This window comes from Burkholderia sp. Bp8994, assembly GCF_003853805.1.
In the GTDB taxonomy this organism is placed as follows: Bacteria; Pseudomonadota; Gammaproteobacteria; order Burkholderiales; family Burkholderiaceae; genus Burkholderia.
Genome location: NZ_QTQH01000002.1, coordinates 39,166 through 57,100, shown reverse-complemented (window position 1 = coordinate 57,100; position 17,935 = coordinate 39,166). Strand labels below are relative to the sequence as shown.

Sequence of the window (17,935 nt, the reverse complement as noted above, 5' to 3'; positions counted from 1 at the left end):
CAGCATCCACTTTTCATGTGATGGCGAGCGTGCATGCACGTGTCGGGTTCCTGTCTCCATGTGGACATCGCCGGCCATGCGGCGAACAAGGGAATGCGATGAGTTCGATCGATCTGAACGCAGTCACGCCGGTTTCCGCGCCCATCCGCTCCGCGAGCGATGTCGCGCGCCTGATCAATACGACGGACAGTTCCGTCAGCCACGCGCGGATGATCGTGCTGCTCGCGCTCGGCGGCGTGTTTCTCGACGCGTACGACCTGACGACACTGTCGTACGGCATCGACGACGTCGCGCGCGAATTCGGCCTGACGCCCGCGCTGACGGGGCTGGTCGGCTCGGCGATCATGATCGGCACGATCTTCGGCAGCCTGATCGGCGGATGGCTGACCGACAGGATCGGCCGTTATCAGGTATTCATGGCCGACATGCTGTTCTTCGTCGTCGCGGCGATCGCGGCCGGGCTCGCACCGAACGTCTGGGTGCTGATTGCCGCGCGCTTCGTGATGGGGCTCGGGGTCGGCATCGACCTGCCCGTCGCGATGGCGTTTCTCGCGGAATTCTCGAAGTTCAACGGCCGCGGCAACAAGGCGTCGCGGCTCGCTGCATGGTGCCCGATGTGGTACGTGGCGTCGTCGGTGTGCTTCCTGCTGATCTTCGGCATGTATTTCCTGCTGCCGGCCGAGCATGCGGGCTGGCTGTGGCGCGCGTCGCTGATCTTCGGCGCGGTGCCGGCGCTCGTCATCATCCTGGTCCGGAATCGCTTCATGAACGAATCGCCGTTGTGGGCCGCGAACCAGGGCGACCTGGCCAATGCCGCGCGCATCCTGCGCGAGTCGTACGGCATTCACGCCCATGAAGCGGACGACGCGCCGCGCGAGCCTAGCCCGCCGCCCGTGCGGATTCGCGTGCTGTTCCAGCGTCCGTATCTCGGCCGAACGATCGTCGCCAGCGTGATGAACCTGTGCATTCCGTTCGAATACACGGCGATCGCGTTCTTCCTGCCGTCGATCCTGTCGCAGTTTCTCGGCGCGGGCGTGTTCGAGACGATCGCGGCGTCGCTTGCGCTGAACGTGCTGTTCGCGTTGACGGGCGGCTTGCTGGGCATGCGTCTCGCGTATCGATATCCGTCGCGTCACGTCGCGATCGCGGGCTTCGCGCTGCAGTTCGTCGCACTCGTCGCGCTCGCGCTGGCGGGGCATCCGCACGGCGCGCTCGCGATCGGCCTCGTGCTGCTGATGCTCGGCACATGGCTGTTCGCCGAAGGTTTCGGGCCGGGTGCGCAGATGATGATCTATCCGACGCTGTCGTATCCGGCGGCGATCCGCGGCACCGGTGTCGGCTTCGGGCGCTCGCTGTGCGGGATCGGCCAGGCGCTCGCGCTGTTCGTGCTGCCGATCCTGCAGGCCCGTCTCGGCACGGACATGTTCTGGGTCGTCGCGGTCAGCGCGGCCACGCCGATCGTGTTCCTGCTGATCGTGCGTCATGAACCGACGGCGCGCGATATCGACGCCGAGGCGGCCGCGTGAATGCAGCGCTTGCCGGAACCCGCAAACAAGTTCGCCGCGATGCCGGCCTTCGCGCTACATTGGCGTCATTCGCCTTCAGCCGAAGGCCGACCCGGAGTCGAACCATGCAACGCCAGACCGGCAACCTGTTCAGCCTCGAAGGTGCGCGCGGCGACGACGAGCGCGTCGACGTGCTCGTCGCGGGATCGCGCCTGAACGTCGAGCGGATCGTGTCGATGGGGCACACGAGTCCCGATGGATTCTGGTACGACGATTCGCGTGCCGAATGGGTCGTGCTGCTGTCAGGCGCCGCGGTGCTCGAGTTCGAAGCGGACGCGACGCTGCACGACATGCGCCCCGGCGATTACGTGCTGATCGAACCGCATTGCCGGCATCGTGTCGCGTGGACGCATCTTGAAGAACGGTCGGTCTGGCTCGCGATCTATCACGATCGATGAAACGTGCGGCGACTTATCGACCTGGCCGCCGCCGGCTGAAGCGCTGCTCGACGACGTTGGTTCCCCATTGCGCGCCCTCCGATTCGCTGGTCAGCGCAAAACCGAACGATTCATATAGGTGGCGTGCCGAATCCAGCCCCTTGAACGTCCACAGGTAGGTCTCGTCGAACTGCTGCTCATCGACGAAATGCATGGCGCGCGTCATCAGTTCCCGTCCGATCCCGAAGCCACGCAATCCATCGTCGACGATGAACCACCGCAAATGTGCGATTCCCGTGGCTTTATTCCCGTCTATCGCGACCGAGGCGAGCGCGCGGCCGTGTTCGGCATGGAGCCACAGAGCCTTGCCTTCGGCCGGCAGGGTGCCGGCAAATTCCGCGAGTTCGGTCGCCACCTTTTTCTCGAAGAAAGCGCCGAACCCCCAGTGTTCCGAATAGAACCGCGCGTGAAGGCTTGCTATGTCGCCGATACAGCCGGGCTGGTAGCCGTCGACGATCTGCGTGGTGTCCGCTTTAGGCGTGCGCGCGTCGGTGGCATTGTCTTGCGCGAGCGCATCGCTATAAAGCGCGAGGGCGCGGACGAGGGTTTGCTGGTCCGCCGGAACCATCCGGCGTAACGCATTCGACACCTGACGTGTCGCAAACTGGTCGATCTTCTTGCGCAGTTTCTGCCCGTCGGCAGTCAGGTACAGCTGCGTCGCACGCGCATCGTCGGGCGAGATGCGGCGCGTCACGAAGCCGGCCATTTCGAGCCGCGAAAGCTGCCTGCTCGTGTTCGATTTATCCAGACGCAGAATGCTGCCCAGATCCTTCGCGCTGATGCCGGGCGCCATGCCTATCTCGAGAACGGCGTGAACGGCAGACGGCGCCAGATCGCTGTCGGCCAATGTCGCCCGCATGAAACCCAGTTCGCGAACCAGTTTGCGCGAGAAGTCCCGAAGCTCGAGGATCGTCGCTTCGCGCGTCTTCGACGGAATATCGATGAGGTCCATGGCGAGCCCGGGAAAGTTGCGTGTCGCAAGTAATATTAGTTGCGACACGCAACTTGTCAAGGACGAGCGGCGCCGGGCAGCCGGGCGACGTGCCCGGCATCGCGGCCCGGCGCGGCAGAAACGGCGCGGCGCCGGGCTTTATCCCCGTCCGACGAACGGCATCGTCGTCGCCATGATCGTCATGTTCAGGATATTCGTGTCCAGCGGAAGAGTCGCCATCTGAACGACCGCATTCGCGACATGCGTGACGTCCATCCGCGCCTCGGGCGCCATGCGGCCGTCGGCCTGCAGCACGCCTTCCGTCATGCGATCCGTCAGCGACGTGGCCGCGTTGCCGATGTCGATCTGACTGCACGCGATGTTGTATGCACGGCCGTCGAGCGCGAGCGACTTGGTGATGCCGGCCACCGCATGCTTGGTGGCCGTGTACGCGATCGTGTTCGGGCGCGGCGTATAGGCGGAGATCGAGCCGTTGTTGATGATCCGGCCACCCTGGGGCGTTTGCGCCTTCATCAGGCGCCACGCGGCCCGCGCGCACAGAAAGACGCCCGTCAGGTTCGTCGCGACGACGTCGTTCCACACGTCGAACTCGTGCTCGTCGAGCGGCACGGCCGGCGCATTGCGCCCGGCATTGTTGAAGAGGACGTCCAGCCGCCCGAACCGCTGCGCGATCTGCGCGAATGCGTGTTCGACCGACGCTTCGTCGGTGACGTCGGCCGGAAACGCGTGTGCGTCGCCACCGTCGGCGACGATCGCCTCTTTCGTTTCACGCAGCGAGGCTTCCTTGCGTCCGAGCAGCGCGACGGCAAATCCGGCGTTCGCGAGCGCGATTGCCGCGGCACGACCGATGCCGGATCCGGCGCCCGTGACGGCGGCGAACTTCTTCGAGGCAGACATGGCTTGATTTCCTGCGGGTTGGATGAGGAAAGCGGCGGCGGGCGCGCGATGGACTCGCCGCGCCGGTCGAAGCGACATCCTACCGCGCACGCCGGATTTCGCGACGCGAGCGGCTATGCCTTGCGCGTCGGCGCGGCCTTGCGTCCACGCGTTCCGGCTTCCGCGAACAGGCTGACCACGACGTCCCTGAGCCACCGGTTGCCCTCATCCTGATTCACGCGCGCATGCCACAGCATGTGGATCGGCGCGCCCGGCAGCGTGACCGGCAACGCGCGCCAGCCGAGCGAAAACGGCGCGGCGAGCTGCAGCGCCAGGTGTTCCGGCACGGTCGCGATCAGGTCGGTGCGCTGCAGGATATAGCCGACGCTCATGAAATGCGGCACCGTCAGCCGCACGCGGCGCTTCACGCGGCGGCGCTTCAGCCATTCGTCCACCTGGCCGTGACCGGTGCCGGCCGACACCACGACGAGATGCTCGGCCGCTCGCCATGCGTCGACGGTCAGCGGCGCGTCCTCGAGAGGATGCCCGCGCCGGAACAGGCACACGTATCGCTGATCGAACAGTCGGCGCTGATAGAACCCGCCCTGCAACTGCGGCAGCAGGCCGATCGCGAGATCGACGCGGCCGTCGGCCATCTCGTCGGCGAGATTGACGCTCGTGTTGCGCACCGTATTGAGCGCGATGCCCGGTGCCGTGCGCGACAGGTGTTCGAGCAGCGCGGGCAGGAACACGACTTCGCCGATATCGGTCATCCCGATCGTCATCGTGCGCGATGCGCGCAGCGGATCGAAACCGGTCTCGGGGTTGAGCGCGGCATGCAGCGTCGACAGCGCGTGCGCAACCGGTTCGGCCAGGCGCAGCGCGAACGGTGTCGGCACCACGCCGCCCGGCCCGCGCACGAACAGCGGATCGCCGAGCCGGCGGCGCAGCTTCGCGAGCGCGTTGCTGACGCCCGGCTGGCTCATGTTCATCTGCTCGGCGACGGTCGACACTCGCCGCTCCTGCATCAGTCGCTGAAACAGCAGCAACAGATTGAGGTCGATCTCGCTCAGTTCCATGGTTCCGGGTTGTCTCCGATCATTCCATTTGGTGATGAAGCAGATTCCCTGCATTTTATTGTGGGATAAGGGGGCGCTGCTGAAAATACCGATACGGCGCTCGCATTCGACAGGCGCGCCGCGCGGGGCGCGCGCACCGCGGCCTCGACCACTCACCATCTGAATATCGGAGACACGTTCATCATGCAGACGAATCTGAGGATCGCGATCGTCGGGGCCGGCATCGGCGGCTTGACGCTGGCGCTTGCATTGCGCGAGCTGGGCATCGACGCGCAACTGTACGAGCAGACCGACGTGCTGCGCGAGGTGGGGGCAGCCGTCGCGCTGTCGGCCAACGCGACGCGCTTCTACGAACGGATGGGATTACGGCCGGCTTTCGACGCGGTGTGCGCGGAGATTCCCGGCCTCGTCTATCGCGACGGGCGCAGCGGCACGGTGATCGGCCATCATCGCGGTGAACCCGACTATCGCCGGCAGTTCGGCGGCGCGTACTGGGGCGTGCATCGCGCGGACCTGCAGGCGATCCTGTCGAAGGCGGTCGGTGTCGGGCAGATTCATCTCGGCCATCGGCTCGTCGATCTCGCGCAGCATCCGGATCGCGTCACGCTGAGCTTCGCCAATGGCGCACGCGTCGACGCCGATCTCGTGATCGGCGCGGACGGCGCGCGTTCGATCACGCGGCGCTGGATGCTCGGCTACGACGACGTGCTGTATTCGGGGTGCTCGGGCTTTCGCGGCGTGGTGCCGGCCGAGCGGATGGACCTGTTGCCCGATCCCGAGACCATTCAGTTCTGGGTCGGGCCGCACGGCCATCTGCTGCACTATCCGATCGGCGACAACGGCGACCAGAACTTCCTGCTGGTCGAGCGTCATCCGTCGCCGTGGCCGTCGCGCGACTGGGTCATGCCGGCGCAAGAGGGCGAGCAGTTGCGCCTGTTCAAGGACTGGCATCCGGCGGTGGTGCAGATGATCACCGCGGTGCCGATCAGCCAGCGCTGGGGGCTGTTCCACCGGCCGCCGCTCGGCCGCTGGAGCCGCGGGCGCGTGACGCTGATCGGCGACGCCGCGCATGCGCTGGTGCCGCATCACGGGCAGGGCGCGAACCAGTCGATCGAGGACGCGATGGTGCTGGCCGCGCAGCTGGCGAAGGCCGGGCGCGGCAACTGGCGCGAGGCGCAGGAAGCGTACGAGCGGCTGCGGCGCGGCCGCACGCGCAAGGTGCAGTACGCGTCGATCTCCGCGGCCGACGTGCTGCATCTGCCCGACGGGCCGGCCGCGCAGGCGCGCAATGCGCGTCTCGGCGAGCGCGACAGCGTGCTGCATCACCTGGACTGGATTCACGATTTCGACGCGCTCGCCGATGAACCGAACGAGCGGCAGGGCGGGACGTGGCTGTGAGCGGCAGGGCGCGGTGCGATCGGCGGCAGCGCGACCGGTGATCGGCGCGGCAGTTGCGCGGTCGTTCGTCGGGGCGGCTGGCCGCCCTCGTGCAGGCTGGCCAGCCCGGCTGGCCGTCACGCGTAGTCGGCCACCTGTTGCGCGTCGCGCTTGACCTGTTCGATGTCGCGAAACCTCGCGGCCGGATGGGCGTCCGGCAGCCGCGCCGACGCACCGAACAGCTTCTCGCGCAGCGTGCCCGGCGCATATTCGGTCGGATAGACGCCGCGCCGCTGCAACTCCGGCACGAGGTAGCGCACGATGTCCTCGAAGGTTTCGTGCGCAACGGCATACGCGAGGTTGAAGCCGTCGACGTCGGTCGCGGCGACCCATTCCTGCAGGATGTCCGCGACGGTCTGCGCGGAGCCGACGAACACGGGCCCCATCCCGCCGATGCCGCCCCACGCGGCCAGTTCCTCGATCGTCCACGCGGTATCGCCGCCGGCCAGATGCTCGACGGCCGACACGATCGCGTTCGTCTCGACGCGCCGGACGGGATCGGTCGGCGCGTACTGGCCGAAATCGATGCCGGTCCAGCCGGACATGAACACGAGCGAGCCGTCGTACGACACATAGCGGCGGTACTCGTCGAACTTGGCCTGCGCCTTCTCGTCGGTCTCGTCGACGATCACCGTGACGAGGTTGTAGATCAGCACGTCGTGCGGGTCGCGGCCCGCGGCGGCGGCCTGCGCGCGCACGTCGGCGACATAGCGCGCGAGTTGCGGGCGGGTCGGCGCGGCGACGAACACGCATTCGGCGTGCTGCGCGGCGAACGCCTTGCCGGGGCCGGACGCGCCGGCCTGGAACAGCACCGGCGTGCGCTGCGGCGACGGCTCGCACAGATGATAGCCGGGCACGTCGAAGAAGCGCCCCTTGTGACCGATCTCGTGCACCTTCTCCGGATGCGTGAACACGCGGCCGTCGCGATCGCGCACGACCGCGCCGTCTTCCCAGCTGCCTTCGAACAGCTTGTACAGCACCTCGACGTATTCGGCCGCGACCGCATAGCGGTCGTCATGGGTGCGCAGTCCGTTGTCGCCGACGTTCTTCGCGCCGCTTTCCAGATACGACGTGACGATATTCCACGCGAGCCGGCCCTTCGTGTGATGGTCGGCGGTCGACAGCCGGCGCGCGAACGTGTACGGATGCTCGAACGTCGTCGACGCGGTGATGCCGATACCGAGATGCTCGGTCGCCATTGCGATCGGCGCGGCGAGCTGCAGCGGATCGTTGACGGGGATCTGCGCGGCCTGGTGCAGCGCGTGGTAGTTGCTGCCCTGGTAGACGTCGTAGTAGCCGATCACGTCCGCGATGAAGATCGCGTCGAAGATCCCGCGTTCGAGCACGCGGGCGAGATCGGTCCAGTAGTCGAGATCCTTGTACTGCCACGAACGATCGCGCGGATGCGCCCACAGGCCGGGTGACTGATGGCCGACGCAATTCATTTCGAACGCGTTGAAGCGGATGGTCTTGCTCATCGCGCCGCTCCCGTTTCCGTGCCGGCTTGCGCACCTGCACCGTTGCCGACGCGCCAGACGAACGGTGGCGTGCGTCCGTTGATGACCCAGTCGCCGACGATCCGCGCCTTGTAGACGAGCGGATTGTGCGATGACACCGTGCGCGCGTTGCGCCAGTGACGGTCGAGCGCGGTCGTGCTGCGCGTCGCGGATGCGCCGAGCGCGTCGAACAGGCGCGTCGCCGCGCGCAGCACGAGTTCCGACACGACGAGCTGGCTCTGCGCGGATTCGATTTCGGCGGCGACGTTGGCGGCATGTTCGGCTTCGTCGTCGCCGCCGAAGCGTGCGACGTACGCCTGCTGCAGCGGTTGCGCGGCGCGCAGCGTGAGCGCATCGGCCGCATAGGCCCACGACGCGATTTCGCCGATCACCTGCTGGAGCTGCGCATCGTCGCCGGCGCGCGCGGCGTTGCCGTGGCTGTACACGCGCGTGCGGCCGCGCACGAGCTCGCCCGCGTCGCGCACGATCGCATGGCCGATGCCAGCCAGCGTGGCGACGTGGAACAGCTGGTAGAACGCGGTCTGGTATTTGAAGCGGCGTGCGAAATCGATCACGTGGTCGGCGTCGACCGCCGCATTCTCGAAGCGCGTCGTGCCGCTGCCGGTCGTTTTCTGGCCGAAGCCGTCCCAGTCGTCTTCGAGTATCACGCCGGGCTGCCCGGTGGCGATTGCGACGATCACGTCGCTGCCATCCTCTTCGCGCTGCGCGAACACGTCGATCCAGTCCGCGAACAGGCTGCCGGTGCTGTAGAACTTCCGGCCGTTCAACACGAGCCGGCCGTTCTGCTCCGATACCTTGGTGATCGTCTGGCCGAGCGGAACGTCGCCGGCCTCCGACCACGCATTGCCGACGAGCTGGCCGGTCGCGAAACGATCGAACCACGTCGTGCGCTGCGGCCCGGGCGGCGCGTTCAGCCAGTCCTCGACGAACGCGAAGTGGCCGCGCAACGCTTGCGGCAGATTGGAGTCGGCGGCGGCGAGTTCGGTCAGCAGCCGGAACAGCTGCGGCAGCGACGCGCCGGCGCCGCCGTCACGCACCGGCAGCCGTATCGCGCCGAAGCCGGCGGCCTTGAGCCAGCCGATCGCTTCGTACGGCAGTTCGCGGCGGCGTTCGCGCTCGGCGGTGCCGGCGGCAATCCGGTCGAAGATCGGCCGGAACCGGCTCGCGAGCGCGTCGTAGTCGGTGCCGGTGGACAATTCGGTATCTGCGTGCGACGAAGTCATGCGGGGTTCCTCGTAGGGCGGGGCCGTTTGCACCGGGAGCCCAGTATAGGAAGCACGACGCGCACGTTCCAATAACGGATTCGCAGATCGTTATCGTCGCTGCGCATTATGCGAACGGCACCGTGAAACGTCGACGCCAGGGCGTCGATCGCGACGCCGAAGCGCGGAAGCGGATGCGGTGCCGTGCGATGTCGTTTGTTATCCGAAGGAATATCGTTACGAGAATCGCTCGGTTTGCCGGCCTGCGGCGCGCTGCTAGATTGAGTGCTTTCGTGATTCGACAGGAGAGCCCGATGTCAGATACGAGCGCGACGATTCAGGACCGGCCGGCCGACGCAAGACCGCAGGTGGCCCGCGTGATCGCCGACGACGCGCAGGCGATCGCGGTTGCGCAGGCACTCGCGCAACGGCTGGCCGAAGGGGCGGCCGAGCGGGACCGCGAGCGCCGGCTGCCGCGCGACGAGATCGAATGGTTCTCGCAGTCGGGGCTGTGGGCGATCACGGTGCCGAAGGCCTACGGCGGCGCGGGCGTCTCGAACGTGACGCTCACCGAGGTGATCAAGATCGTCGCGGCGGCCGATGCGTCGCTCGGGCAGTTGCCGCAGAACCACTTCGGGCTGGTCGACGTGATCGCGCTGGCCGGCACCGATGCGCAGAAGCGCCATTTCTTCGCGGAGATCCTGAGCGGCAAGCGCTTCGGCAACGGCTTCTCGGAGAAGGGCACGAAGCACGTGCTCGACCTGAAGACGCGCGTGCGGCGCGACGGCGACGACTATGTCGTCGACGGCACGAAGTTCTATTCGACCGGCGCACTGTTCGCGCATTACGTGCCGGTGCTCGGCCTCGACGATACGCAGCAGGCATGGCTCGCCTACATTCCGCAGCCGACGCCGGGGCTGACCGTGATCGATGACTGGTCGGGCTTCGGGCAGCGCACGACCGCGAGCGGCACGGTGGTGCTGGACAGCGTGCGCGTGCCGGCTTCGCATGTGTTGCACGCGCAGCGCGTGTCGGACGAGCCGACGCTCAACGGCCCGCTGTCGCAGATCATTCAGGCGGCGATCGATGCCGGCATCGCGAAGGCCGCGATCGCCGATACGGAGGCGTTCGTGCGCACGCGCACGCGGCCGTGGGTCGACAGCGGCGTCGAGCGGGCGGCCGACGATCCGTTGATCGTCCGCGAGATCGGCCGTCTGCACATCCAGCTGCATGCGGCGGAAGCGCTGCTCGAACGTGCGGCGCGCACGCTCGACGAGATCGGCGCGCGCGGCACGGTGACCGACGACGATGTCGCGCGTGCATCGGTCGCGGTCGGCGAGGCGAAGGTGTTGACGACCGAGATCGCGCTGCTAGCGGGCGAGAAGCTGTTCGAGCTGGCGGGCACGCAGTCGACGCTCGCCGAACACAATCTCGACCGGCACTGGCGCAATGCGCGCACGCACACGCTGCATGATCCGGTGCGGTGGAAGTATCACCTCGTCGGCAACTACTACCTGAACGGCGTTCGGCCGGCGCGTCACGCGTGGAATTGAATCGGCCGCGAGGCAGCGCGACAGCGCGGCGCGCGCCTTGCGCCGGTGACGCCGGCGCAGAGTAGGAAGCGGCGTCAGGTGATCGTTGTGCGGTTGCCTGACGCGTCGGCCGGCTCCATTACGTCACGCATTACTTCACGCATTCCAGCGCGTACTTCAACCCCGACCCGAGCACCCCGCGCCACACGTCCCACGTGTGCCCGCCATCGACGATGCGCAGTTCGGCCGGGTTCTGCGCGCGGCGCAGCTGCGTGTACAGCACGCTCGATTCGGCCTGGATCGTCAGGTCGTCGTCGCCGGCCGCGATGAACATCGGCACGCGCCAGTTGCGCGCGAAATAGCCGCGCATCAGGGCCGGGTAGTTCAGCTCGTGCCACACGCGCGGGTCGAACTGCCGGTCGCCGAACACGCCGACATAGCGCGCGGCGGAATTGAGCGGCGGCTCGTTCGCGTAGATCGCCGGGCTCAACAGCATCGCGCCGCAGAACAGGCCCGGTTCGAGCAGCGAGAAACGCAGCGCGCCGAAGCCGCCCATCGACACGCCGCCGATCGCGCGGCCCGCGCGCTGGTTCGACACCGCGAAGTGCGCTTCGACTTCCGGCAGCAGGTCGTTCAGGAACGCGCTCTGCATCTTCTCCTTGCGGTCGACGTACCAGTCGGTGCCGCCTTGCGGCATCACGATCACGACGGGCGGGATCTCGCGGCGTTCGATCAGCGTGTCGGCCGTGGCCTGCAGCCGGCCCTGCGTGATCCAGTCGTTTGCATTGCCGGCATTGCCGTGCAGCAGGTACAGCACCGGGTAGCGCGCGCCTTCCGGGTTATAGCCGGGCGGCAGGTAGACCGTGTACGACCAGTCGCGCTTGAGCGACGCCGACCGGAACGCGCGCAGCACGACGCTGCTGCCCGGATTCACCGGCGGTTCCTGGGCGGCCGGCGCCACCGTTGCGGGCGGGACGATCGTGGGCGCGGACGTCGCCGGCGCGGCCGCGGGCCCGCCCGGCGTGGCGTGGGCAGTGGCGATGGAGCCGGCGATCAGGGCGACGGCGAACGGAAGGGCGAGTCGGCGCATGGCGAAGCGTTTCAGGAGAGGCGCCCGCTATCGTAGCAGCGGCGCGTGACGGCGCGGCACGTCATCGCCGCGTACGGAACGGGAACGACAGCCGCGACACCAGCGGCGCATAAAGCTTCGCGACGAGATACAGCAGGCCCATCGCGACGACGTCGGCGGCCAGGCCGAGCGGCACGTCGAGATAGCCTTCGGTCGCCTGGTAGAGCAGCGAGTCGACCGCGAGCGAGATGCCGGTGCCGGCGACGAAGCACAGCAGCCCCTGGCGGCCGATCGTGCCGATCCACGGCATCGCGTGCGCGACCTTCTTCATCCACCCGAGGTGCACGAGCTTGGCCGCGAGCCACGCGATCGCGAGGAAGTTCGCGAGCCGCAGCGCGCCGAGGTTCTGCTTGATCGACGGATCGGTCGGGAACGGCTCGACGCGCAGCCGGTAGTACGCGCCGGCCGCGACGATCGCGAGCGACACGGCCGTCAGCAGCCAGCCCTGGGGTTTCGGCGCGAGCGTCTGGTAGACGGGCTGGCAGCGCGCGATCACGCCGAGCACGAACAGGAACTGCCACGCGAACGGGTTGAAGTCCCACGGCGCGCCTTCGACGGTCGGCAAGAAGCGCGCGACGTGCGGCGCCGCGTACCAGAGCGAGCCGCTGAACGCGAGCATCAGCCACGGCTGGGTGCGCGCGAGCGGCAGCGCGAGCGGGACGAGCAGCGCGAAGAACGCATACATCGGCAGCACCGACGCGAGATACGGCTGGCGGCGGAACAGCAGGATGTCGCGCAGCGCGGCGAGCGGCTTGTGGAGCAGGCCGTCGAGATCGTTGGTCGGCATGTTCGGGCCGTCGATCGAGAACGCGTTCAGCACGGCGGTGATCAGCAGCATCAGGCCGGCCGTCACGAGGAATGCGCGGTAGATCTCGAACGCACGGCGGATGAAACGCTGGCGCGCGGCGGCCTCGTCGTGGCGCTCGGCGAGCGAGTTGTACGCGATGGCGGTCGCGAAACCGCCGAGGAACACGAACACCTCGGCCGCATCGCACAGCGCGTACGCATGCAGCGTCACGCGCGACAGGATGCTGCCGCCGATGTGATCGACGACGATCACCAGCAGCACGAGGCCGCGGAAGAAATCGAGTTCGGCGTAGCGGCCGGCCCGGGCGGCGGCGGTCATCGGGCCGCCTCCCGGCGCGCGCCGCGTGCGCGGCCGGCACCTGCCGCGCATGAATCGGGGTGAAGCATGAATTCGTGAAGAAATGACGAACGGATGCGCATTGTGCCACCGATACGGTGCCGTCCGGGTTTACGCGGATAGCGGGCCGGCCGGCCGCTGCCGATAAGCGTGCTCATGGCATCGGAAAAACAGGGCAGTTGGACGAGCGCAACGCTTTGCTGGCCGCGCCCACGCCCCGATGGACGGGCGGTTTGCGACGTGACACCATTTTGTCCTCGCGGCCGCACACCGCGCAGTCCGCCCTGCGGGCCACCTCTATAAAACAGACCAAACAATCGCCGGGCGAATGGCCTGCCCGGCACCCGGCTCCGGAGATCCGTCATGAAGAAGCACGTCATTTTTGCCGCCGCGCTGGCTGCTTTCGCCGCGCCGGCCTTCGCGCAGGACAGCGTGACGCTGTACGGCCTGATCGACGAGGGCTTCAACTACACGAACAACGTGAGCGTGAACGGGGTCGGAAAAACGAATTACCAGCTCGCGAGCGGCTATGCGCAGGGCAGCCGCTGGGGCCTGAAGGGCAGCGAGGACCTCGGCGGCGGGCTGAAGGCGATCTTCACGCTGGAAAACGGCTTCGACGTGAACAACGGCCGGTTCAACCAGGGCGGCCGGATGTTCGGCCGCCAGGCGTTCGTCGGGCTGAGCGCGTCGCGCTTCGGCACGCTGACCTTCGGCCGCCAGTACGATGCGGTCGTCGACTATCTCGCGCCGCTCACCGCGAACGGCAACTGGGGCGGCACGCTGTTCTCGCACCCGTTCGACAACGACAACACGGACAACTCCTTCCGCGTCAACAACACGGTCAAGTACGCGAGTCCCGACTGGAACGGGCTGTCGTTCGGCGGCACCTACAGCTTCAGCAACAGCACGGGCTTCTCGACCAACCGCCAGTACAGCATCGGCGCGCAGTATTCGCTGGCCGGGCTGCAGGTCGCGGCCGCGTATCTGCAGGCGAACAGCCCGGGCGTCGGCAATGCGGGCGCGATCGCGGCCGACGACGCGAACTTCGTCGCCGACCGCCTGCGGATCTTCGGCGGCGGCATCAACTATACGTTCGGTCCGGCGACGGTCGGCTTCGTCTATACGAAGACCGACGTGAAGAACCCGGTGTCGACCGTCTACCTGCCGGCGTCGACATTCGACGGCCTCGGGCTCACGGCGACCAGGTTCCAGAACTTCGAGATCAACGGCAAGTACCAGCTCACGCCCGATTTCTATCTCGGCGCGCAGTACGTGTATACCGACGGCAAGTTCGACGCCGCGGCCGGTTCGTTCAAGCCGAAATATCACACCGTCGGGCTGATGGCCGACTACAGCCTGTCCAAGCGCACCGACGTCTACCTGCAGGGCGCATGGCAGAAGGTCGCCGGCGACAAGACGGGCACCGCGGCCGACGGCGGCTACGTGGTCGGGACGGACGGTCCGTCGTCGTCGGCGAACCAGTTCGCGGTGCGCGCCGCGATCCGCCACAAGTTCTGATGCGCTTGACCGGTCGGCGCCCGGGGTGGGTTGCCCTGGCGCCGGCCGTCGTCATTGCGCCCGGTGCGCGTCGTCGAGCGTGTGCGCGAGCCAGTCGACGAAGATCCGCACGCGCGGCGCCAGATGCCGGCCGTTCGGAAACACGACCGACACCGGCAGCGGCGCCGCATGCCATTCCGGCAGCACCTCGACCAGCGAGCCGTCTTCCAGCAGCGGCGCGAGCCCGTCGCGCGGCGCCTGGATCAGCCCGAGGCCCGCGAGGCAGCACGCGAGATACGCGTGCGAGCTGTTCACCGCGACCACGCTGCGCATCTTCACGGTCTGCAGCGCGCCGGAATCCATGTCCGCATATTCCCAGTCCAGCTCGCGGCCCGTGCGGCTCGAGAAATAGCCGACCGCGACGTGGTCGGGCAGATCGTCCGGCGAGCGCGGCATGCCGTATCGCGCAAGATACGCGGGCGACGCGCAGTTGATCTGCGCCATCTCGCCGACGCGCCGCGCGACCAGCGACGTGTCGGACAGCACGCCGACCCGCACCGCGCAGTCGATCCCGTCGGCGACGAGATCGACGAAGCGGTCGGTCGTGCTCAGCACGACGCGCAGGTCGGGATAGCGTGCGTGGAAATCCGGCAGCGCCGGAATCACCTTGTCCAGTGCAAAGCGCTCGGGGAGGTCGACGCGGATCAGGCCGCGCGGCGACGCACCGGCTTCGTCGAACAGCGTCTCGGCGTCGTCCAGGTCGGCCAGCAGCCGCGTGCAGCGCTCGTAGTAGGTCGCGCCTTCCGCGGTCAGCGCGACGCGCCGCGTCGTCCGCTGCAACAGGCGCACCTTCAGGTGCTTCTCCAGGTACTGGACGGCATTGCTGACGGTCGGGCGCGGCAATTGCAACTGCTCGGCGGCTTTCGTGAAGCTGCCGAGGTGGGCGACGCGCGCAAAGATGCGCATTGCATGCAGATGGTCCATGCGGGGCGGAAACGTGACGGATCGGGAGGCTCCATTGTTAATCAGCGTCGAATGATTTGGTTGGGCGTTTCGCGTTTATCGCGCGCCGCATTACGCCCAGAATCCCGTTCATTCACTCACCACCGCGAGGAAACGGACATGGACAAGCGTCAACTGGGCCGCACGGGCCCGCAGGTATCGGCGATCGGGCTCGGCTGCATGGGGATGTCGGATCTCTACGGGCCCGCGGATCGCGACGAAAGCATCGCGACGCTGCACGCGGCGCTCGACAACGGGATCACGCTGCTCGATACCGGCGACTTCTACGGGATGGGTGACAACGAGATGCTGATCCGAGACGCGCTGCGCGGCCGCACGCGCGACCAGGTGCTGATCAGCGTGAAGTTCGGCGCGCTGCGCGATCCGGCCGGCGCGTTCGTCGGCTACGACGCGCGGCCGCAGGCGATCCGTAATTTCGTCGCGTATTCGCTGAAGCGGCTCGGCACCGACCACATCGACATCTACCGGCCGGCGCGCGTCGATCCGGCGGTGCCGATCGAAGAGACGGTCGGGGCGATCGCCGATCTCGTGAAGGCCGGCTACGTGCGCCACATCGGCCTGTCGGAGGTCGGGGCCGACACGATCCGCCGCGCGGCGGCCGTCGCGCCGATCGCCGACCTGCAGATCGAATACTCGCTGCTGTCGCGCGGGATCGAGACGGACATCCTGCCGGTGTGCCGCGAACTCGGGATCGGCGTGACGGCCTACGGCGTGCTGTCGCGCGGGCTGCTCGGCGGCGGCTGGAGCGCGGCGCGGCAGGGCGAGTGCGATTTCCGCGCGGCCAGCCCGCGGTTCCAGGGCGAGAACCTCGCGCACAACCTCGCGCTGGTCGACGCGCTGCGCGCGATCGCCGACGAGAAGGGCAGCAACCCGGCGCAGATCGCGATCGCATGGGCGCTGTCGCGCGGCGACGACATCGTGCCGCTGATCGGCGCACGCAAGCGCACGCAACTCCAGGACGCGCTTCAGGCATCTAAATTGCAACTAACGGTCGATGATCTCGCCCGCATCGAAGCGGCGGTTCCCGCCGGGGCGGCTGCCGGCGAGCGTTATCCGGCCGCGCAGATGGCGCACCTCGACAGCGAGCAGGGACGGGGGCCGGCGCACGGTGCCTGAACGGCGCGCATGGCGGTGCGACGGGGCGACGGGGCAACGGGGCGATGAGGCGATGAGGCGATGAGGCGATGAGGCGATGAGGCGATGAGGCGATGAGGCGATGGGTGGCGGGGTAGCGGGGTGACAGGCCCCGCCGGGCGGGCCCGAGCCAGCCTCAGGCAAAGCCAGATGGCCGACGGCGTGACGGTGGTTCACCATCGGCGCCGTATTCAACCGGACCGAACCCCCGCCATGCAAACGCATACGCTCACGATCATCGTGCTGGTCTTTCTGCTCGCCGGCGCGGTCAAGGGCATGATCGGCCTCGGGCTGCCGACGATCGCGATGGGGCTGCTGACGCTCGCGATGTCGCCGTCAGCCGCCGCGAGCCTGCTGCTCGTGCCGTCGTTCATCACCAACGTGTGGCAGTTGTGGCTCGGCCCGTCGTTCGGGCCATTGCTGCGGCGTTTGTGGCCGCTGCTCGCCGGGCTGACGCTCGGCACGCTGACGGGCGGGCTGCCCGCGCTCGCGGCCGGCAGCGCGTGGACCCGTGCGGCACTCGGCATCGTGCTGGTCGCATACGGCGGCTGGGGGCTCGCCGCCGCGCGGCTGCCCGCGCCGGGCCGTCACGAAAAGTGGCTGTCGGCCGCGGTTGGCTACCTGACGGGCGTCGTGACGGCCGCGACCGGCGTGTTCGTCGTGCCGGCCGTGCCGTACCTGCAGGCGCTGCGCCTGTCGAAGGACGACCTGATCCAGGCGCTCGGGTTGTCGTTTACCGCGTCGACGATCACGCTCGGCCTGCAGTTGCGCGTGACGGGCGCGCTGCAGACGGTCGATCTCGGCGTATCGGCGCTGGCACTCGTGCCGGCGCTCGCGGGGATGATCGGCGGGCAGTACGCGCGACGCGTGATGAGCGAGAAGGCGTTCAAGCGCTGCTTCTTCGTCGGGATGATCGCGCTCGGCGCCTATATGGCCGTGTCGGGGCTGCGGTAAGCAGTGACGGCCGGCAGCGTCACAGCTGCGCCTCGATCGCGGCCTTGTCGATCACCGACCAGACCTGCCGGATCCTTCCGTCGTGAAATTCGTAGAAGACGTTTTCGGCGAACGTGACGCGCGTGCCGTCGACGGCGAGCCCCATGAAGGTCCCTTTCGGCGCACAGGCGAAGCGCAGCCGGCATGCGATGCGCGGCGGTTCGCACACGAGCAGCCGGACCTCGAAATGGAGATCCGGAATGTCGCGGAAATCCTGCTCCAGCATCGCCCGATAGCCGGCCAGGCCGAGCGGCCGGTCGTTGTGGATCACGTTGTCGGCGACGTACCGGCCGAGCGCCGGCCAGTCCTGCCGGTTCAGGCAGTCGATGTAGGCGCGATAGTGCATCGCGAGTTCGGGTCCGGTCATGGCTGCGATGTCTCCTCGGGTATCGCCACGCTGTTGCGGCGCGCGCGACGT

General features: G+C 67.8%; 16 protein-coding genes. 7 read left to right on the top strand and 9 right to left on the bottom strand.

Going from position 1 to position 17,935, the window contains the following annotated elements; all coding sequences use genetic code 11:
- Positions 1-98: 98 nt before the first annotated feature.
- Positions 99-1,526, top strand: a complete 1,428-nt coding sequence (locus tag DIE04_RS02115; protein WP_124520719.1) for an MFS transporter — start codon at positions 99-101, stop codon at positions 1,524-1,526.
- Between the two features lie 104 nt (positions 1,527-1,630).
- Positions 1,631-1,963, top strand: coding sequence for a cupin domain-containing protein (locus DIE04_RS02110; RefSeq protein WP_124520717.1), 333 nt, complete (start codon positions 1,631-1,633; stop codon positions 1,961-1,963).
- Positions 1,964-1,976: 13 nt separating this feature from the next.
- Here DIE04_RS02110 and DIE04_RS02105 read toward each other — a convergent pair whose 3' ends face one another.
- The 3 genes from DIE04_RS02105 to DIE04_RS02095 all read right to left on the bottom strand — a co-directional run bounded on the left by DIE04_RS02105 (position 1,977) and on the right by DIE04_RS02095 (position 4,909).
- Positions 1,977-2,954: a helix-turn-helix domain-containing GNAT family N-acetyltransferase gene (locus DIE04_RS02105; protein ID WP_124520715.1), complete on the bottom strand. Its 978-nt coding sequence runs from the start codon at positions 2,952-2,954 to the stop codon at positions 1,977-1,979.
- 138 nt (positions 2,955-3,092) lie between these two features.
- A complete protein-coding gene (locus DIE04_RS02100) occupies positions 3,093-3,851 on the bottom strand; it encodes an SDR family oxidoreductase (RefSeq protein ID WP_124520955.1) in 759 nt (252 codons plus the stop codon).
- A gap of 113 nt (positions 3,852-3,964) precedes the next feature.
- Positions 3,965-4,909 carry a LysR family transcriptional regulator gene (locus DIE04_RS02095; protein WP_124488134.1) on the bottom strand — a complete coding sequence of 315 codons (945 nt, stop codon included), beginning with the start codon at positions 4,907-4,909 and terminating at the stop codon, positions 3,965-3,967.
- A 183-nt stretch (positions 4,910-5,092) separates the two neighbouring features.
- On the opposite strand from DIE04_RS02095, the gene DIE04_RS02090 reads away from it, so the two are divergent.
- Positions 5,093-6,307: an FAD-dependent monooxygenase gene (locus DIE04_RS02090; RefSeq protein ID WP_124520713.1), complete on the top strand. Its 1,215-nt coding sequence runs from the start codon at positions 5,093-5,095 to the stop codon at positions 6,305-6,307.
- Positions 6,308-6,423: 116 nt separating this feature from the next.
- Here the strand turns inward: DIE04_RS02090 and DIE04_RS02085 are convergent, their stop codons facing one another.
- Positions 6,424-7,824, bottom strand: a complete 1,401-nt coding sequence (locus tag DIE04_RS02085) for an LLM class flavin-dependent oxidoreductase (protein WP_124520711.1) — start codon at positions 7,822-7,824, stop codon at positions 6,424-6,426.
- Positions 7,821-9,086 (bottom strand): acyl-CoA dehydrogenase family protein, encoded by a 1,266-nt coding sequence (locus DIE04_RS02080; RefSeq protein WP_124520709.1) that lies wholly within the window; start codon positions 9,084-9,086, stop codon positions 7,821-7,823. The genes DIE04_RS02085 and DIE04_RS02080 overlap by 4 nt, the downstream gene beginning before the upstream one ends.
- Positions 9,087-9,379: 293 nt before the next feature.
- Between DIE04_RS02080 and DIE04_RS02075 the strand changes: the two genes are divergently transcribed.
- A complete protein-coding gene (locus tag DIE04_RS02075; RefSeq protein ID WP_124520707.1) occupies positions 9,380-10,618 on the top strand; it encodes an SfnB family sulfur acquisition oxidoreductase in 1,239 nt (412 codons plus the stop codon).
- Positions 10,619-10,748: 130 nt separating this feature from the next.
- On the opposite strand, the gene DIE04_RS02070 is transcribed toward DIE04_RS02075, so the two are convergent.
- Positions 10,749-11,687 carry an esterase family protein gene (locus DIE04_RS02070; protein ID WP_124520705.1) on the bottom strand — a complete coding sequence of 313 codons (939 nt, stop codon included), beginning with the start codon at positions 11,685-11,687 and terminating at the stop codon, positions 10,749-10,751.
- Positions 11,688-11,748: 61 nt separating this feature from the next.
- A complete protein-coding gene (locus DIE04_RS02065) occupies positions 11,749-12,852 on the bottom strand; it encodes an OpgC domain-containing protein (RefSeq protein ID WP_044843341.1) in 1,104 nt (367 codons plus the stop codon).
- Positions 12,853-13,233: 381 nt separating this feature from the next.
- On the opposite strand from DIE04_RS02065, the gene DIE04_RS02055 reads away from it, so the two are divergent.
- Entirely contained in the window at positions 13,234-14,388 is a 1,155-nt protein-coding gene (locus tag DIE04_RS02055; protein ID WP_044843230.1) for a porin, read from the top strand.
- Between the two features lie 51 nt (positions 14,389-14,439).
- On the opposite strand, the gene DIE04_RS02050 is transcribed toward DIE04_RS02055, so the two are convergent.
- Positions 14,440-15,351 carry a LysR family transcriptional regulator gene (locus tag DIE04_RS02050; protein WP_124488127.1) on the bottom strand — a complete coding sequence of 304 codons (912 nt, stop codon included), beginning with the start codon at positions 15,349-15,351 and terminating at the stop codon, positions 14,440-14,442.
- A 138-nt stretch (positions 15,352-15,489) separates the two neighbouring features.
- On the opposite strand from DIE04_RS02050, the gene DIE04_RS02045 reads away from it, so the two are divergent.
- Both DIE04_RS02045 and DIE04_RS02040 read left to right on the top strand, forming a co-directional pair.
- Positions 15,490-16,506 carry an aldo/keto reductase gene (locus tag DIE04_RS02045; RefSeq protein ID WP_124520703.1) on the top strand — a complete coding sequence of 339 codons (1,017 nt, stop codon included), beginning with the start codon at positions 15,490-15,492 and terminating at the stop codon, positions 16,504-16,506.
- A 231-nt stretch (positions 16,507-16,737) separates the two neighbouring features.
- Positions 16,738-17,478 (top strand): sulfite exporter TauE/SafE family protein, encoded by a 741-nt coding sequence (locus DIE04_RS02040; protein WP_124488125.1) that lies wholly within the window; start codon positions 16,738-16,740, stop codon positions 17,476-17,478.
- 19 nt (positions 17,479-17,497) lie between these two features.
- Here DIE04_RS02040 and DIE04_RS02035 read toward each other — a convergent pair whose 3' ends face one another.
- Positions 17,498-17,884, bottom strand: coding sequence for an ester cyclase (locus tag DIE04_RS02035; RefSeq protein WP_044843235.1), 387 nt, complete (start codon positions 17,882-17,884; stop codon positions 17,498-17,500).
- Positions 17,885-17,935 lie beyond the last annotated feature (51 nt).

Excerpts from the sequence above, each read along its gene's own strand:
- DIE04_RS02115 (WP_124520719.1), top strand. The coding sequence starts at position 99 with ATGAGTTCGATCGATCTGAACGCAGTCACGCCGGTTTCCGCGCCCATC.
- DIE04_RS02110 (WP_124520717.1), top strand. The coding sequence starts at position 1,631 with ATGCAACGCCAGACCGGCAACCTGTTCAGCCTCGAAGGTGCGCGCGGC.
- DIE04_RS02105 (WP_124520715.1), bottom strand. The coding sequence starts at position 2,954 with ATGGACCTCATCGATATTCCGTCGAAGACGCGCGAAGCGACGATCCTC.
- DIE04_RS02100 (WP_124520955.1), bottom strand. The coding sequence starts at position 3,851 with ATGTCTGCCTCGAAGAAGTTCGCCGCCGTCACGGGCGCCGGATCCGGC.
- DIE04_RS02095 (WP_124488134.1), bottom strand. The coding sequence starts at position 4,909 with ATGGAACTGAGCGAGATCGACCTCAATCTGTTGCTGCTGTTTCAGCGA.
- DIE04_RS02090 (WP_124520713.1), top strand. The coding sequence starts at position 5,093 with ATGCAGACGAATCTGAGGATCGCGATCGTCGGGGCCGGCATCGGCGGC.
- DIE04_RS02085 (WP_124520711.1), bottom strand. The coding sequence starts at position 7,824 with ATGAGCAAGACCATCCGCTTCAACGCGTTCGAAATGAATTGCGTCGGC.
- DIE04_RS02080 (WP_124520709.1), bottom strand. The coding sequence starts at position 9,086 with ATGACTTCGTCGCACGCAGATACCGAATTGTCCACCGGCACCGACTAC.
- DIE04_RS02075 (WP_124520707.1), top strand. The coding sequence starts at position 9,380 with ATGTCAGATACGAGCGCGACGATTCAGGACCGGCCGGCCGACGCAAGA.
- DIE04_RS02070 (WP_124520705.1), bottom strand. The coding sequence starts at position 11,687 with ATGCGCCGACTCGCCCTTCCGTTCGCCGTCGCCCTGATCGCCGGCTCC.
- DIE04_RS02065 (WP_044843341.1), bottom strand. The coding sequence starts at position 12,852 with ATGACCGCCGCCGCCCGGGCCGGCCGCTACGCCGAACTCGATTTCTTC.
- DIE04_RS02055 (WP_044843230.1), top strand. The coding sequence starts at position 13,234 with ATGAAGAAGCACGTCATTTTTGCCGCCGCGCTGGCTGCTTTCGCCGCG.
- DIE04_RS02050 (WP_124488127.1), bottom strand. The coding sequence starts at position 15,351 with ATGGACCATCTGCATGCAATGCGCATCTTTGCGCGCGTCGCCCACCTC.
- DIE04_RS02045 (WP_124520703.1), top strand. The coding sequence starts at position 15,490 with ATGGACAAGCGTCAACTGGGCCGCACGGGCCCGCAGGTATCGGCGATC.
- DIE04_RS02040 (WP_124488125.1), top strand. The coding sequence starts at position 16,738 with ATGCAAACGCATACGCTCACGATCATCGTGCTGGTCTTTCTGCTCGCC.
- DIE04_RS02035 (WP_044843235.1), bottom strand. The coding sequence starts at position 17,884 with ATGACCGGACCCGAACTCGCGATGCACTATCGCGCCTACATCGACTGC.